This is a genomic window from Marinobacter sp. C7 (genome assembly GCF_022343555.1).
Classification (GTDB): Bacteria; Pseudomonadota; Gammaproteobacteria; order Pseudomonadales; family Oleiphilaceae; genus Marinobacter.
The window spans coordinates 904,898-920,604 of sequence record NZ_JAKQZH010000001.1; the positions used below are offsets into that span (position 1 = coordinate 904,898).

Here is a 15,707-nt window from a genome sequence, read left to right on the forward strand (position 1 = left end):
CTTTCGGTCATTGGTTGCTCCGTCAGTCAAACTTGGGTTTCGATGATACGTGGCCCGTCTGGAAGGTCAAGTCAACTTGCCATTGATCAAGTGTATACTCGCCATAAATATTTCATTCGAGGGTCCCATGAGCAACATTTATCCGAACCTTCTGAAACCTCTTGATCTAGGCTTTACCGAACTCAAGAACCGGGTGCTGATGGGATCCATGCATACAGGCCTTGAGGACCGTTTCTGGAACATCCACAAGTTCGCACGGTATTTCGCCGAGCGGGCCGAGGGTGGGGTGGGGCTCATGGTCACAGGTGGGTTCTCGCCCAATCTGGCCGGACAGCTGGCGCCGCTGTCCTCAACCATGAACAACCGGGCCACGGCATTCCTGCATCGGCACGTTACCGGCGCGGTTCATGAGGCCGGTGGGAAGATCTGCCTCCAGTTGTTGCATGCGGGTCGTTACGGCTATCAGCCGCTGATCGTTTCGGCCTCTGCAACCAAGGCACCGATCAGTCCCTTCAAGGCCCGTGCGCTTTCCACAAAGGGGGTTGAACGCCAGATCGACGACTTCGTCAATGCGGCAAAGCTGGCAAAGTTTGCAGGTTATGACGGCGTTGAGGTCATGGGTTCCGAGGGCTATTTCATCAACCAGTTCCTGTGTGAGCGCACCAACAAGCGGACGGATAAGTGGGGCGGTCCCTACGAGAATCGCATGCGCCTGCCCGTGGAAATTGTCCGGCGCATACGCGAGGAGGTGGGGCCGGAATTCATCATTATCTATCGGCTGTCCATGCTCGACCTGGTTGAGGGCGGGCAGACCTGGGATCAGATCGTCACGCTCGGCAAGGCCATTGAGCAGGCGGGCGCCACCATCATAAACACCGGCATTGGCTGGCACGAAGCGCGGGTACCCACGATCGTCACTTCGGTGCCGCGCGGTGGTTTCGCCGATGTCACCGCCAAGTTTTATGGTGAGGTGGATATCCCGGTGTGTACCACCAACCGCATCAACACGCCTGAGAAAGGCGAAGAGATTCTTGCCGCCGGCAAGGCGGACATGGTTTCCATGGCCCGGCCCCTGCTGGCGGACAGCGAGTTTGTGCGCAAGGCCGAGCAGGGGCGTAGCGACGAGATCAACACCTGCATCGCCTGTAACCAGGCCTGCCTGGACCACGTGTTCCAGGCCAAACGGGCCTCCTGCCTGGTGAATCCGCGGGCGTGTCACGAGACCGAACTGGTTTTGACGGTGGCGCCCGTGGTTCGCCGGGTTGGTGTGGTGGGCGCAGGCCCCGCCGGCCTGGCAGCGGCGACGACGGCTGCGAAACGTGGTCATAAGGTCACCTTGTTCGAGGCGGATGACCGGATTGGCGGCCAGTTCAATTACGCAAAGCGCATTCCGGGCAAAGAGGAATTTTACGAGACCCTGCGCTACTACCAGCGCCAGATCGAGCTTCTGGACATTGACCTGAAGCTTGGAACGCGCGTCGATGCAGACGCTCTGGTGCAGCAGGGTTTCGATGACGTGGTAATCGCCACCGGCGTGAAGCCGCGAACGCCCAATATTGAGGGCATCGACCATCCCAAGGTGCTTGGTTACCTCGACGTGCTTCGAGATAACAGGCCGGTGGGCGAAACCGTGGCGGTCATCGGCGCCGGCGGCATCGGCTTTGATGTCAGCGAGTTTCTGACCCATGACTTCAGCCATCATCCCGAAGGCGAGCAGGTAGCTGTCGCCGACTGGCAGGCGGAGTGGGGCGTTAACCCCGGGTTTGAGGGGCCCGGCGGCCTGGCGGAGCGCAAACCGACGCCGTCACCCCGCAAGGTCTATTTGATGCAGCGGAAGACCGGTAAAGTGGGCGGTGGCCTCGGCAAGACCTCAGGTTGGGTCCACCGGAGCAGCCTGAAACACCGGGACGTGGAAATGTTGCGGGGCTGTCGATACGAGCGCATTGACGACCAGGGGCTGCACATTTCCCTCACCGACAAGGATGGCAAAGTGACCGGAAGCAAAGTATTGGCCGTAGATAACGTAGTAATTTGTGCGGGCCAGGAACCGTATCGGGAACTTTTTGACCAGCTGTCGGCCTCTGGTGTGAAGACACATCTGATCGGTGGCGCAGACGTTGCCGAGGAACTGGACGCAAAACGAGCCATCCGGCAGGGAACGGAAGTCGCAGCTCAACTATGACATTACTTATTGCCTTCGCAGTACTCTCGATAGGCTTCTCGTTTTTGTGCTCCATTCTGGAAGCTGCTCTGCTCTCCGTGACGCCGAGCTACATTGCGTCCATCAAAAAAGAGAAACCGGAGCTGTTCGCGCGGTTGCGTAAACTGAAGGACGACGTGGATGACCCCCTGTCTGCGATCCTGACGCTGAACACCGTAGCCCATACGGTGGGCGCAACTGGCGTTGGTGCCCAGGTAACCGTGGTGTTCGGGGAGGCCTGGCTCGGTATTGCCTCGGCCGTGATGACCCTGGCCATCCTGATCTTTTCAGAGATTATTCCCAAGACCATCGGGGCCAAGTACTGGCGGAGCATTGCGCCTTGGTTACCGGCCATTCTGGGTTTCATGATCAAGGCCCTGTTACCGTTCATCTGGCTGTCCAAACAGGTCACCCGCCGCATCGCATCCGGCGATGCAGACACCGATGTCCGGGCCGAGATCAGTGCCCTGGCGGAGATCGGCAGGGATCAGCAGGCGCTGGACGAGGACGAACGGCGGATGATCCACAATGTCCTGCGGTTCCACGAAATCAAAGTCAGCTCCGTTATGACACCACGGACGGTATGCAAGTATGTCGATCCGGCCATCACAACCGAGCAGTTTCGGGAACAGGTCAGGAAATCACCGTTCTCCCGTTACCCGGTGATTGATGAAGACGGGGAGGCCCTGGGTTATCTGCACCGCTCCGACCTTATTGCGTTATCGGACGATGCGGATCTGATGGAGCATCTGCGCACAATCAAACGGGTCAAGGGTAATACCAACATCGAATATGTGTTTTCCGACATGCTCCGGGAGCGTCAGCATATCGCGATTGTGTATGACGAGCTGGGGACCTGGCTGGGAATAGTGACGCTGGAGGACATATTGGAGACACTTTTGGGCACCGAGATCATGGACGAAACCGACAACGTCTCGAATCTCCGCCGGTATGCCAAGCAGCGTTGGAGCCGGCGGCTTCGGAAAATGGGCGCCTGACCTTGTTCAGGGCCGGTGTCAGCGAATAGCTTTCAGCGCCGTAAAAATGGCTTCGGCTTCGGCTTCAAGTACCTGGCAACGCAAGGGGTTTCCCTGTTGCAGTGCCCGGGCCAACTGTCTCTGCTTCATATCGTAGAGCCGGTTGAGAACATCTGCCTGGCTCTGTTTTGCTGGTGCGTTCATGGAAAACTACCTCCCCACGTGAACACCTGTGTCAATTATCTTTACGTTGCTCGCGGCCAAACGGCCTTTACAAGATATAGATGCATAACCCGGGCCAAATGTTACAGCCCGGCCCCCTCTAACGCCCGAACCTCGCCCGGTAGGAACCGGGTGGCAGGCCGGTGTGTTTACGGAACAGCCGGCTGAAGGAGCTGACATCCTCGTAACCGACACGCCGCACCACGCTGTCCACCGTTTCCCGGGAAGCCTCCAGCAGTTCCCTCGCATTCTCGATACGCAGAATCTGCAGATAGGTGACTGGCGTTTCCCCCGTTGCCGCCTTGAAACGGCGCATGAGCGACCGTTCGCTCAACCCCGCCTGCCTGGCCATATGCTCCATTTTGATCATTTGATGAAAATGCCCGTCGAGCCAGTCCTGTAATTTCAGAATAGCTGCATCCGAGTGATAACGCCGGGCTTGCAACGCCCCGTAGGGTGCCTGGCTCGTCCTGCCCGCATCAATCACAAACGCCTTGGCCAGTTCCCGGGCCACCTGCGCACCGGCAAAACGCTCCACCAGATACACCCCCAGATCCCACCAGGCCATTCCGCCGCCCGCACAGGCCACCGGCCCATCCACCGTCACCAGCTTCTCAGGATCCAGGCGCACGCCCGGGTACCGTTCCCGGAACTTCTGACTGAAGCCCCAATGCGTCGTCGCCTCCCGTCCCTCCAGAAGCCCGGCTTCAGCCAGGAAGAATGCGCCGGTGCAATTGCTGGCAAGATTGACCGCGCCGTATTCCCTCTCGCGAAACTGGGCGAGCCATGCAATCAACCCCGGGTTATCGGCCAGCACTTTCTCGATGGGGGCTCCAATGGTAGGGATGATGAGCAGATCGTCCCCAACAAGTGATGACGGATCGTTCCAGGCACCGTCGCTATACAGGGTGAGCCCGTTGATGCATTTGCAGGGCTTGCCGTTTTCTGTGAGCAGGCGGGTTCCGAAATAGTGGTGAGGTTGATCGTCGTGAATCCGAGCCCAGGTCACGCCGGCCAGGCGGAAAAGATCAATAATCCCGGTTACGGCACTGGCCAGGGCGCCATCAAAACCGATAACAGAAACGCTCTGCATTACAGCCTCCGGAGTAGGGGGTCGGCGGGTGAAGGCCCGGGCAGGTAAAATCAAATTTGGCGGTATTTACCAAGAATATGTCAGATATGCCGGTTCCAACACAACCGCCGGTTATGCGAATCTAGGCAGCAATAAACAGGAGACCAAGAATGACCGACACCCTGATTGACCGCCGAGACCTGGCATTTCAACTCTACGAAGTACTCGACACCGGATCCCTGATCACCCGCGAGCGCTTCAGCGAACACAACAAAGACACCTTTGATGCCGTCATCGAAACCGCCGACAAGATGGCCCGGGAACAGTTCGCCACCCACAACAGCGCTGCCGACAAAGACGAGCCCCGGTTCGAAGACGGCCAGGTCAAAATGCTGCCCCAGGTCAAACAGGCCTTTGATGCCTACGCCGAAGCCGGTTTTATTGCCGGCCGCTACGATTACGAGCTCGGTGGCATGCAGTTGCCCGAATCCGTCATGGCTGCCTGCAACGGCTTCTTCACCGCCGCCAACCCTGGCACCGCCGGTTACCCCTTCCTCACCACTGCAGCTGCCAATCTGATTCGCATCTTCGGTAACGAACAGCAGCAAAGCACCTATCTGCCAAACATGCTCTCCGGACGCTTCTCCGGCACCATGGCCCTGACCGAGCCCCATGCCGGATCCAGCCTGGCAGACATCCGCACTTCCGCCAGTCCGACGGACGAAGGGCACTACCTGATCAAGGGGGCCAAGATCTACATCTCCGGCGGCGAGCAGTCCATCACTGACAACATCGTTCACATGGTCCTGGCGAAGATCAAAGGGGCACCGGCCGGCGTCAAGGGTATCTCACTGTTTATCGTGCCCAAGTTCCGGGTGGATGCCGAGGGCAATCCGGGGGAACGCAATGGCGTCAGCCTCGCCGGTCTGATTCACAAGCTCGGCTATCGCGGCACCACCTCCACGGCGCTGAGCTTCGGCGACGACGCCCCCTGCCACGGCTACCTGGTCGGCGAGCCCCACCAGGGACTCAAATACATGTTCCAGATGATGAACGAGGCCCGCCTGGGTGTGGGATTCGGCGCAGCGGTCATCGGCTACCGGGGTTACATGCACAGTCTCGAATACGCCAGGGACCGCCTTCAGGGCCGCAAACCTTCCGAAAAGAACCCGGAAAGCCAGCAGGTGCCCATCATCGAACACGCCGATGTTCGGCGCATGCTTCTGGCGCAGAAAGCCTACAGTGAGGGTGGTCTGGCCCTGTGCCTCTATGGTGCCCGCCTGGTGGACGATCACAACACTCACCCGGATGAACAGAAGCGGCTGGAAGCGGGTAGGCTGCTCGACCTGCTGACTCCGGTGATGAAAGCCTGGCCCTCCGAATATGGTCCCAAAGCCAACGACCTCGCGATCCAGGTCTACGGGGGCGCCGGCTACACCCGGGAATACCCGGTGGAGCAATGCTGGCGGGACAACCGCCTCAATCCCATCCACGAGGGCACCAACGGCATCCAGGCCCTGGATCTGCTCGGCCGCAAGATCTGGCAGGACCAGAGTCACGGCCTGCAACTGCTGATGCAGGAAATGCAGACGGACCTTGAAGCTGCCACCACAAACCGATGCCAGCAGTGGGCGCTTTCCCTGAGCGAGACCCTGCAGCAGGCGGTCAAAGTCACCCAGAGCCTGGGTAAGGCGCTGATGGGCGGTGGCAACCCGGATAACGTCCTGGCCAATGCGTCCTGCTATCTGCACCTGTTCGGGCACATTACCGTGGCCTGGATGTGGCTGCGCCAGGCCAACGCCGCAGCGAAAGCCCTGGAAAGCGCTGCCACGGAGGACGAACAGAACTTCTACAACGGCAAGCTGCAGGCTGCCCAGTACTTCTTCCACTGGGAACTGCCCACGGTTGCCCAGGATCTGGTACTGCTCCGTAACCAGGATGACACCTGCCTGAACATGAAATCGGAGTGGTTCTGATGGCTTTGGTCAAAGTAGAGAAACAGGGCCACATCCTGCTGATCGGCCTTAACCGCCCGGAAAAAATGAACGCCATGAACCGGGCCATGTACCACGAAATTGCCGCCGCCTATTACCAGCTCCAGCATGACCCCGAACTGAGAGTCGGATTGATGTACGCCGAAGGTGACCACTTCACAAGCGGCCTGCAGCTGGACGACTGGGCCGGCGTTTTCGCGAACGGCAAAGGCATCGAACCGGGCGAGGGTGAACTCGATCCGTTTCACATTACCGGCGATGGCCTGACCAAGCCGGTCGTATTCGCCGCCCAGGGCATCTGCTTCACCTGTGGCGTAGAAATGATGCTCAACACCGACGTTCGCGTGGCCGCCAAAGGCACCCGCTTCGCCCAGCTGGAAGTCAAACGCGGTATCTTCGCCTGCGGCGGCGCCACCATCCGGTTACAGCGCGAGATTGGCTGGGGCAATGCCCAGCGGTACCTGCTGACCGGTGACGAATGGAGCGCAGACCAGGCTTACCAGTGGGGCCTGATCCAGGAGCTGGTGGAGCCCGGCGAGCAGTTCAACAAGGCCCTGGAAATCGCTGAGAAAATTGCCAAAGCTGCGCCACTGGGTGTTCAGGGCAGTTTGAAGTCTTCAAAAACGGCTGTAAGCCAAGGGCAGGAAATAGCGAAGCAGCAATTGTTTCCGGAGTTGCAGCCGGTCATGGCCAGCGAGGATGTAAAGGAGGGAATTCAGTCGTTTCTCGAAAGGCGTGAGGCTGTTTTTAAAGGAAGATAACTTCGAGGTCTAAGCGGGAGGGCGCCCCCTCCTTTCGAAACCGTCTGTGGCCATGGATGGCCACAGACGAGCCCTACAGAGGCGTACTTGCGGGCGTGTTTCGGAAGGATGGGGCGCCTGGCCGCCGGCACCCAACTTCCAGGCTACGCAGCCTCGGAATCAGAGGCGGACGCTTTCCGCTCCTTGGCTTCAGCCGCCACCTTGGCAGCATAATCCGCATACTTGGCCATCAGCTCCTCTTTCCGGTCCGGATCCCAGTTGATCTTGCTCAGATCACCCTCGTAGTGATCGATGACCCGCTTGTCCATCTCCTCATACCACCAGCCTGGAATGTAAGCCGGTAACAGCATCGACGCGTAGCCCCCCGGCAACTGCGGCGCCTTCTCGAAGTGACGCAGGGCCTGGAAACTCCGGGTCGGATGAGCGTGGTGATCGGAATGCCGCTGCAGCTGATACAGGAACAGGTTGGTCACAATGTGGTTGCTGTTCCAGCTGTGCTCCGGCCTGGTCCGCTCATACTTGCCGTTCTTGTCCTTCTGCCGCAGCAGGCCATAGTGCTCGATGTAATTCACGCTCTCCAGCAGGCTGGCACCGTATACCGCCTGGGCCGCCAGGAAGGGAACCGCACGGGGACCGCAGACCAGCGTGGTGGCACCAAAGAATCCGGCACTCATGGCCCAGCCCTGTAGCAGTTCGTTGTCGAGACTCCAGAAACTCTTGCCTTTGCGTGCGAGGCGCGCCTTCTCGATCTTGACCGACGACTTGATGCCACCAATTACCGTCCGGGGCAGGAACTTCCAGAAGCTTTCACCCATCCGGCTGCTGGCAGGATCCTCCGGTGTGGCCACCCGCTTGTGGTGCCCGAAGTTGTGTTCCACCACAAAGTGCGTGTAACCGGTCGGGGCGAGTGCAGCCATGGCCAAAAGCTTGTTCAGCCTGTTCGATTTGTGGCCCAGCTCATGGGCGGTGTTAATGCCCACACCGTTGATGGCGCCGACTGTCAGGGTCAGGCCGATCTTGTCGTCAATGGGTGTTTTCTTGCGGCTGGCCAGCCAGGCGCCCATGAAGGTCATGGCGTACTGGGTAGGAATAAAAGCCTTGACGATCCGGTCGTAGTATTTGTCCTGCTCGAGAGGCTTGACCGCCGCTTCCGGAGGATTGCTCTTATCCTCACCGATGGCCCGGTCGAGGGCCGGGATGATTCCATGCACCAGGGCCGGGCCCGTCCAGGCCAGCGCCTTGAGCCTCTTCGGTGCAATCGCGTATCCCGTCAGGGCCGCCAGACCGATGCCGGGCAGGGCGGGGCCGAGGAGCCACATATAGCGCTTGGGGTCTTTCCAGTCCTTGCCCTCCTGAGCGGAAGTGTCCTTGCCGTCGTGGTTCTGTACCGCGTCATTGACCTTGGCATTCATATCCGGATCTCCGTCTTGTTTGCTGTTTTATTCAATTTATGTCGGACAATCTGGCAATTCAACAGTTGTCTGGCGGTTCTGATGCGTTGGCGTGAAATGACAAGCGAAGAGGCAGTGGCGAATTTGCGGTAACTGAACCAAACTTTGAGCAAACAACAACAAGCAGCTCGGCCGAAAAGAGCGACAGGGATGAATCAGGAATGACACCTCAAGATACCCAGGGCGCCGTCGCCCATTGGTCCGTTCAGGATATGCTCCGGGAATACCTGACCTCAGGCAGAATGGCGGAAGTTGTCTATCGTGATGGAGCCGGCCAGATCCGCATTGCCCACGACATCATCCGGGAAGTATTCAGCCGTGCCGGAAAGGACTTCATTCTCCTTGGCCGGGGAGAGCTGGTAGGCGTGGATCATGTCATTACCATCGATGGCAGGTTCCCTACCGTAAGTTGTCGCTAACCAAAGGGTAATGCCCGGGTAATTGTGTTTTCAGTCGCCCTGCGCGTAATCTCCAGCCCGTTGCGAATCATCTTTAACGGAGGAAGCGTTATGAAAAAGCAAATGCTCGTGGCTATGGCTCTGGCTACGTCTCTCGGTCTGGTTGCCTGCAGTTCGGAAGAGGAGACGAACCAGGGGGTCGACATCGAACAGGCAGCCGACAACGCCGGTGATATGGTGGAAGAGGCGGGCGAGTCCGCCCAGGACACCTATGAAGAAGCCACAGGCCAGACTGACAGCGCCTGGGAAGAAACCAAGGACACCGCCGAAGAAGTTGGCGATGAAGTCAGCGATGCTGCAGAGGAAACTGCAGAGGCAGTAGAAGAGGGTTACGAGGAAACAACCCAGCAGTGATTGCCTCGGGGCCAGCCTTCCTGGAGGGAGGCTGGCCGATGGCTGTCAATGAACGGTCACAGAATTGTCGTCAAACAGTTCCTTTCCTGTCACATTTCCCACCGAAACTGGCCTCTCCAAAACATCGACCCTGACAGTTGTGAGAGAGGCAAGAAATGGCCAAGCACGATCTTGACCCGAACTACCTGGACCCGAACTACGAGCCGGTAGTCAACCATTCCGAAAACACCCCGTTCCACCAGGTGCTGGCTGCGCGCATGCAGCGCCGGTCCGTAATGAAGGGCACTGTGGGCGCTGCACTGGCCAGTGTGATGGGCCTCGGTCTGGCCGGCTGTGGTGGTGACAGCGATGGCGATTCGACGGGAACCTCCAGTGATACCGGTGCCGATGCTGTGAGCACGGAACTCGGTTTCAAGGCTATCCCGGTTTCGACCGCCAACCAGGCCGTCGTTCCCGAAGGGTATTCAGCAACGGCGTTCCTGCCCTGGGGTACCCCGATTACGGGTTCTTACCCGGAGTACCGTCCGGATGGCACCAATACCGGCGCCGACCAGGAGCAGCAGATAGGCATGCACCACGACGGCATGCACTTCTTCCCGATCGACCTGAAGGCCGGTGGCAACAGTTCCACCGAGGGCCTGCTGGTCATGAACCATGAGTACATCAATCAGGGCGCCCTGCACGCTAACGGCGCGACCTATGTCGACGGAATGCGTCCGTCCGACGAAGTGCGCAAGGAGATCGCCGCCCACGGTGTGTCTGTCGTTCATATCAAACAGGACGCCAACGGTATCTGGGACATCGTCTTTGGCAGCCCGTTCAACCGGCGAATCACCGGCGGCACCGAGATGGAAATCCGCGGTCCGGCCCGTGGCTATCACAAGCTGTTCACCAGATTCAGCCCCAATGGCAACCGCACTCGGGGAACCCTGAATAACTGTTCCATGGGGCCGACACCCTGGGGCACTTATCTGGCTGCTGAGGAGAACTGGCACGGTTATTTCAGAACCAGTGCGGAAGTGCGTCCCCGGGAGCAGGTTCGCCACGGTGTTGATAACACCTCCCGCTATGACTGGGAGCTGGCCGATAACCGGGCCGACGCCTACGTGCGGTTTGATGTGACACCGGGCGCAGGCACGGCCACCGATGACTACCGGAACGAAGCCAACACCTACGGCTACATGGTCGAGATTGACCCGTTCAACCCGGAAAGCACCCCCCAGAAGCGGACAGCGCTGGGCCGTTTTGGCCACGAGGGTGTGATCTTTGCGCCAGCGAAGGAAGGTCAGCCCGTGGTGTGCTACTCGGGTGACGATTCCCGTTTCGAATACATCTACAAGTTTGTGTCTTCCAAGCCGTATTATGCGGCAACGGCCGGTGGCTATCTTCTGGACGAAGGCACTCTTTACGTGGCCAGGTTCAACGATGACGGCTCCGGTGAGTGGCTGCCGCTGGATCTGGATGATGCGGACTTTGCCGCCAAGGTCACCGCTGCAACCGGTACCACCGTCGGTGATATCGCGTTTGATGGCTTTGAAAATCAGGCGGACGTGCTGGTGAATACACGTCTGGCGGCGGATATTGCCGGTGCCACCACCATGGATCGCCCGGAGTGGGGGGCGGTTGATCCCAACAGCGGTGAGGTCTATTTCACGCTCACCAACAACTCCAGCCGTGGCAGGGAAGGTTACGATGACACGAATGCGGCCAACCCGATTGTTGAAAACAGGACTGGCCACATTATCCGCTGGAAGGAGGCGGGCAATGACCACGCCGCGACGTCTTTCGAGTGGGACATCTTCGTGTTTGCCGGAGAGCAGGGCACCGAGACAGTCGTGGATGGTGAGGCTGTGGTAACACTGGATGACGACAATATCTTCAACAGTCCGGATGGCCTGTGGTTCGACTACAACGGTCGCCTCTGGATCCAGACCGATGGTTCCGATGCGGCTCCGTATCAGAACAACATGATGCTGGCGGCCAATCCGGAGACCCGTGAAATCAAGCGGTTCTTTGTCGGCCCGGTCGGTTGTGAGGTGACCGGTGTCGTCACCACGCCGGACGTCAGGACCATGTTCGTCAACATACAGCACCCGGATGGTCACTGGCCGGATTCCTCCGACCCGCGTCCCCGTGATGCAACCGTCATCGTTACCCGTGACGACGGTGGTGTGATCGGCGCCTGATCGCACCAGGTCAGCAAAAGGCTGACCGAAAGGCCGGCCCCGGACCATCGGGGCCGGCTTTTTTTATGTTGCCAGTCCGCGAAAACCGCGCCCCGGCACCGGGAAAGGCTGTGTTAGACTTCTGATAAACCGACTTGAAGGAGTAATGATCTTGCCTGATCCGGAATACATCCCCGCAAACGACGATCCCGTGCAGCGTCGCTCCGACTCCGGGCGGAATCTGGCCGTGGCCGTTTACATCCTTCAGGCGCTCTCGTTCTTTCTGGGCGGGATTACCGGTCTGGTGGGCGTGATTATCAATTACGTGAAGCTGGACGATGTCCGCAATACCTGGATCGAACGTCACTTCCGCTGGCAGATCCGCACATTCTGGATCGGCTTGCTCTGGACGGTGATCGGTATAGTGACCACTCCCCTGATCATTGGGTGGCTCATCCTGCTGGGGATCTCCATCTGGATCATCTACCGGATTGTGAAAGGGGCGCTGGCCCTGAATGAAGGTAAGGTGGTCTGATTCCGGATCAGCCGGTCTGGCCCGAACGGGCCCAGTAGCGGATTTCGGCGCACAGGGCACAATGCTGTTTTTTGCAGCTCTCCTCGTCGTGAATCTGCATGCCGTGTATCTGTAGCGGCTGGTAGCGGCGCAGGGAATGTTTGTCGCCGTGGCACTTCAGGTAATCGTCCAGAGCGACGCGGGCCTCTGCCTCCGAATCGAACGGGCCCAGGTCCCTGGCCTCTCGCGTTCGCACAAACCAGCCATCCGGTGTTTTCAGGAAGCGGTTGCTTTTTACTGGCCCATCCTCAATACGACCGGGATCTTCCGCAACAGATTCGACAATATTCCCGCCTCTCTCGGTTTCCCTTGCCTGCTTTGAAAGGCGCTTCAGTCCCTTTCTGATCATTCTGGTTCTCTCGTTTTCCCATCGGTCGCGCTGCTCGGACTAGCACGGAGCAAAATATATCAGCTTTCGAAGTGATATGTGATGCAGTTCACAAAAAAGTCGTAGTGCCAATAGGAAAACGGGGCAAAAGTCCGTTCAGAGGCCTTGTTTTTGTAAAAACCTGTAAAAAAACCGGGCAGGTTTTTCTGTGAGCTTGCGCATGATGACCCATCTCGTATACCTAAGTATCTGGTTCTAAAGATATATCGAGTGGGTCACAAAAAAGAACAGTTCTCGGAATTTGAATTGGTAAATTTGACGTAGGGCAATGCGGAATAAAGCCAAGTATTGTTCGGCCCGTTTGGCCCAAACTGCCAATATCCAGAAAAACAGATCACGAGTAGTGAGTAAAAGGGAAACCTCGAACAAAAGAGAAGGAGTGGTTACATGATGAGACGGCGAGCATTGGCCTCTATCCTGGCCGCAAGCAGCCTGGCGCTCATGGCGCAGGTTGCCCAGGCCGAGACGGTCAAGCACGAGACCGAGTTGTCCCTGTTAGGTTCCTACATCGAGCCCGACAGTGACAGGACAGACGAATACGGTTCTGCGGTACGGGCCATGTTCGGTATCCGTCTGGGCAAGCACTGGTGGCTTGAACCCCAGCTCTATTCCGGTGTGATGGAAACCGGGGTCAATGGTGGCACCGACTATTACCAGCAGGGGCTCGGTGCCGACCTGAGCTATCGCCTGTGGGAAAGCGATTCCTTCACGCCCTATGGTTCTCTCGGTGGTGGCGTCTCACGCAATGATGTAGCCAACAACCCGGCCAGTGAATTCGGCGGTTACGCCAATGCTGCGCTCGGCATTCTCAGCAGCCCCTTTACCCAGTCCGGCCTTCGGGTTCGCGCCGACGCCCGGTATGTCTACGACTCCTATGATGACGGTTTGTCAGACCTGCATTTCAGTCTGGGTGTGACCGTACCGATTGGTGCGACCCGGACCCGGATTGTTGAGAAAACCACCGTTATCGAGAAACCCGTTGTGGTCGAAAAGGACTTTGCTGACTCGGACAAGGACGGTGTCGTGGATGGCGTCGACCAGTGCCCGAACACCCTGGAAGGTCTCGAGGTCAACTCCGTCGGTTGTGTGGAGACTGACAAAGCCCAATCCGTGGTCCTGCAGGGCGTGACCTTCGAATTCAACTCGGATCGTCTCACGGCCAACGCCCGGGACATCCTCATTCCCGCCGCTGACGCCCTCAAGGGACAGCCGGACCTCAAAGTCGAACTGGCCGGCCACACGGACAGCGTCGGCTCCGAAGCTTACAACCAGCAGCTATCGCAGCAGCGCGCAGAGGCTGTGCGTGACTACCTGCTTGATTTGGGTGTGGATCCAGACCAGCTGACTGCTGTCGGTTACGGTGAATCCAGGCCGATTCGTAGTAACGACACTGAAGAAGGCCGCGAACGGAATCGTCGCGTTGAATTCAATGTTGTCTCCGAGTGAGATGTAGAGGGAGTTTGAAGATGAAACTTAACAACTATAACTGGCCTTTGATTTTGCTGGTCACTGCAGTGCTGTCGCTGGCGGGGTGTAAGTCGGACAGCATGGTTGTACCCGACGGAGGTTCGAACGTCGGCGGGGATGTGGTTCAGCAGGACGGCGATGGGGATGGTGTAGCCGACCTCGATGATAACTGTCCTTTCGTAAGAAACCCCGATCAGACAGACACAGACGGCGATGGGATCGGTGACCTCTGCGATAGTAACGCAGATTCAGACGGCGATGGCGTGGACGACTCGCAGGATAATTGCCCCGCTGTTGCCAATCCGAATCAAGAAGACATCGATGGTGATGGTGCTGGCGATGCCTGTGACAATGATAAAGACGGCGATACGGTGAGAAACTCCTCGGATAACTGTCCGCTGGTGCCTAATGCCGGCCAGGGGGATCGTGACGGTGATGGCACCGGTGACGCCTGTGATTCTGATGACGACGGCGATGGCGTCGACGACTCAGTCGACAATTGCCCGTTGGAGCCAAATGCCGATCAAACGGACAGCGATGGTGACGGTGTTGGCGATGCCTGTGACGGCCTCTCGGATACTGACGGTGATGGCGTCGTTACAGGCGATAATTGTCCGCTTATCGCGAATCCCGATCAGAAAGATACGGACGGCGACGGTGTCGGTGACGCTTGCGATCCGGACATCGATGACGACGGTTTTCTGAATGGTGTCGACAATTGCCCTGTAACGCCCAATGCCGATCAGGCTGACACCGATGGTGATGGAGTGGGAGACGCGTGTGATCTGGTTGATGACACCACCTACGCCTGTGCTGTCAGCGGTGAGCAGTTCGTCCCGCTGTTGGCTCCGGAATCAAGCGCTTCGGAAACCTCCAGCAGCTGTTTGCTTTGTGACGTGAACAATCTCGACAACCTTGTCGATAGTGATCTGACCAATGCGGCCACGCTGGTTACGAATGTGAACGTAGCAGGCTATGTTGCTGCGCGGGTAGAGGACGCCAGCCGTATTTATCCGGCCAACAATGTGGTTGGCGTGGCTGTCTCCGATCCCGGCGGGTCTTTGAGCCTGGACTTGCTGAATGGCACCACAGTGGTGACTTATCTTGACGGAGTAGCCCAGGAGTCAAATATCAATTTTGACGGACTTGGCGTGGACCTGGGGGGGCTCCTGGGTGAGACGGAAATTACATTCCTGACGCTCCAGACAACCCTGCCGTTCAATGGAATAGAAATCCGCAGAGGGGCTTTGGTCGATCTTCTGAGTGACCTCAATGTGCATGCCGTATGCGCAAGCCCTGTGGACATTCTTCCTTGACTGAGAACCACTTGAGCTGAATAAAAGGGGCCGTTTACCGGTCCCTTTTTTTGTCCCGGGGGAATCGATCCGCAGCGTTTGATTTTGTCGGCTGCTCTCTGGCCTAGCGTTGGACGGAGACCGCCCCGTTGTTTTGAGTGAGCCGGTGAGTTGAGTTGGACGGCGACGCACTCCCCACCCAACTCACCGAAACCAATCCAACCAGAAAAACCAGCACTGCCACCAGCACACGCTTGCGCCGATGTGGCGGCACCAGGCTGGCCTGCACTGCGCTTCCTTCGGTCATTCCACTCATAATGTCACCCTCA

The 15,707-nt window shown here is 58.2% G+C and carries 14 protein-coding genes; 10 read left to right on the forward strand and 4 right to left on the reverse strand.

The annotated features are described in order from the left end of the window. Positions 1–127: 127 nt before the first annotated feature. Entirely contained in the window at positions 128–2,182 is a 2,055-nt protein-coding gene (locus tag MD273_RS04265; protein WP_239036528.1) for an NADPH-dependent 2,4-dienoyl-CoA reductase, read from the forward strand. Then, positions 2,179–3,198 (forward strand): CNNM domain-containing protein, encoded by a 1,020-nt coding sequence (locus MD273_RS04270; protein WP_239036529.1) that lies wholly within the window; start codon positions 2,179–2,181, stop codon positions 3,196–3,198. Before MD273_RS04265 ends, MD273_RS04270 begins: the two co-directional genes overlap by 4 nt. Positions 3,199–3,216: 18 nt before the next feature. On the opposite strand, the gene MD273_RS04275 is transcribed toward MD273_RS04270, so the two are convergent. Both MD273_RS04275 and MD273_RS04280 read right to left on the reverse strand, forming a co-directional pair. After that, on the reverse strand, positions 3,217–3,381 hold the full coding sequence (locus tag MD273_RS04275; RefSeq protein ID WP_239036530.1) for a hypothetical protein: 165 nt from the start codon (positions 3,379–3,381) through the stop codon (positions 3,217–3,219). 118 nt (positions 3,382–3,499) lie between these two features. Further along, positions 3,500–4,492 (reverse strand): GlxA family transcriptional regulator, encoded by a 993-nt coding sequence (locus MD273_RS04280; protein ID WP_239036531.1) that lies wholly within the window; start codon positions 4,490–4,492, stop codon positions 3,500–3,502. A 149-nt stretch (positions 4,493–4,641) separates the two neighbouring features. On the opposite strand from MD273_RS04280, the gene MD273_RS04285 reads away from it, so the two are divergent. After that, complete coding sequence (locus MD273_RS04285) at positions 4,642–6,447, forward strand: acyl-CoA dehydrogenase (protein WP_239036532.1); 1,806 nt, start codon at positions 4,642–4,644, stop codon at positions 6,445–6,447. Then, the gene (locus MD273_RS04290; protein ID WP_239036533.1) at positions 6,447–7,226 is read left to right on the forward strand and encodes a crotonase/enoyl-CoA hydratase family protein; all 780 of its coding nucleotides are present in this window, start codon (positions 6,447–6,449) and stop codon (positions 7,224–7,226) included. The genes MD273_RS04285 and MD273_RS04290 overlap by 1 nt, the downstream gene beginning before the upstream one ends. Before the next feature lie 143 nt (positions 7,227–7,369). Here the strand turns inward: MD273_RS04290 and MD273_RS04295 are convergent, their stop codons facing one another. After that, on the reverse strand, positions 7,370–8,638 hold the full coding sequence (locus MD273_RS04295; protein ID WP_239036534.1) for an alkane 1-monooxygenase: 1,269 nt from the start codon (positions 8,636–8,638) through the stop codon (positions 7,370–7,372). A 200-nt stretch (positions 8,639–8,838) separates the two neighbouring features. Here MD273_RS04295 and MD273_RS04300 point away from each other — a divergent pair, with 200 nt between their 5' ends. From MD273_RS04300 to MD273_RS04315, 4 genes are all read left to right on the forward strand, one after another. Then, a complete protein-coding gene (locus tag MD273_RS04300; protein ID WP_239036535.1) occupies positions 8,839–9,096 on the forward strand; it encodes a hypothetical protein in 258 nt (85 codons plus the stop codon). A gap of 90 nt (positions 9,097–9,186) precedes the next feature. After that, positions 9,187–9,489: a hypothetical protein gene (locus tag MD273_RS04305; RefSeq protein ID WP_239036536.1), complete on the forward strand. Its 303-nt coding sequence runs from the start codon at positions 9,187–9,189 to the stop codon at positions 9,487–9,489. 155 nt (positions 9,490–9,644) lie between these two features. Beyond that, the gene (locus tag MD273_RS04310) at positions 9,645–11,675 is read left to right on the forward strand and encodes a PhoX family protein (RefSeq protein ID WP_239036537.1); all 2,031 of its coding nucleotides are present in this window, start codon (positions 9,645–9,647) and stop codon (positions 11,673–11,675) included. A gap of 151 nt (positions 11,676–11,826) precedes the next feature. After that, positions 11,827–12,189, forward strand: coding sequence for a DUF4870 family protein (locus tag MD273_RS04315; RefSeq protein ID WP_239036538.1), 363 nt, complete (start codon positions 11,827–11,829; stop codon positions 12,187–12,189). A gap of 7 nt (positions 12,190–12,196) precedes the next feature. Here MD273_RS04315 and MD273_RS04320 read toward each other — a convergent pair whose 3' ends face one another. Continuing rightward, complete coding sequence (locus MD273_RS04320) at positions 12,197–12,577, reverse strand: DUF6316 family protein (RefSeq protein WP_239036539.1); 381 nt, start codon at positions 12,575–12,577, stop codon at positions 12,197–12,199. Positions 12,578–13,003: 426 nt separating this feature from the next. On the opposite strand from MD273_RS04320, the gene MD273_RS04325 reads away from it, so the two are divergent. Both MD273_RS04325 and MD273_RS04330 read left to right on the forward strand, forming a co-directional pair. Next, entirely contained in the window at positions 13,004–14,062 is a 1,059-nt protein-coding gene (locus MD273_RS04325) for an OmpA family protein (protein ID WP_239036540.1), read from the forward strand. 20 nt (positions 14,063–14,082) lie between these two features. Beyond that, positions 14,083–15,399: a thrombospondin type 3 repeat-containing protein gene (locus MD273_RS04330; protein WP_239036541.1), complete on the forward strand. Its 1,317-nt coding sequence runs from the start codon at positions 14,083–14,085 to the stop codon at positions 15,397–15,399. Positions 15,400–15,707: the final 308 nt, after the last annotated feature.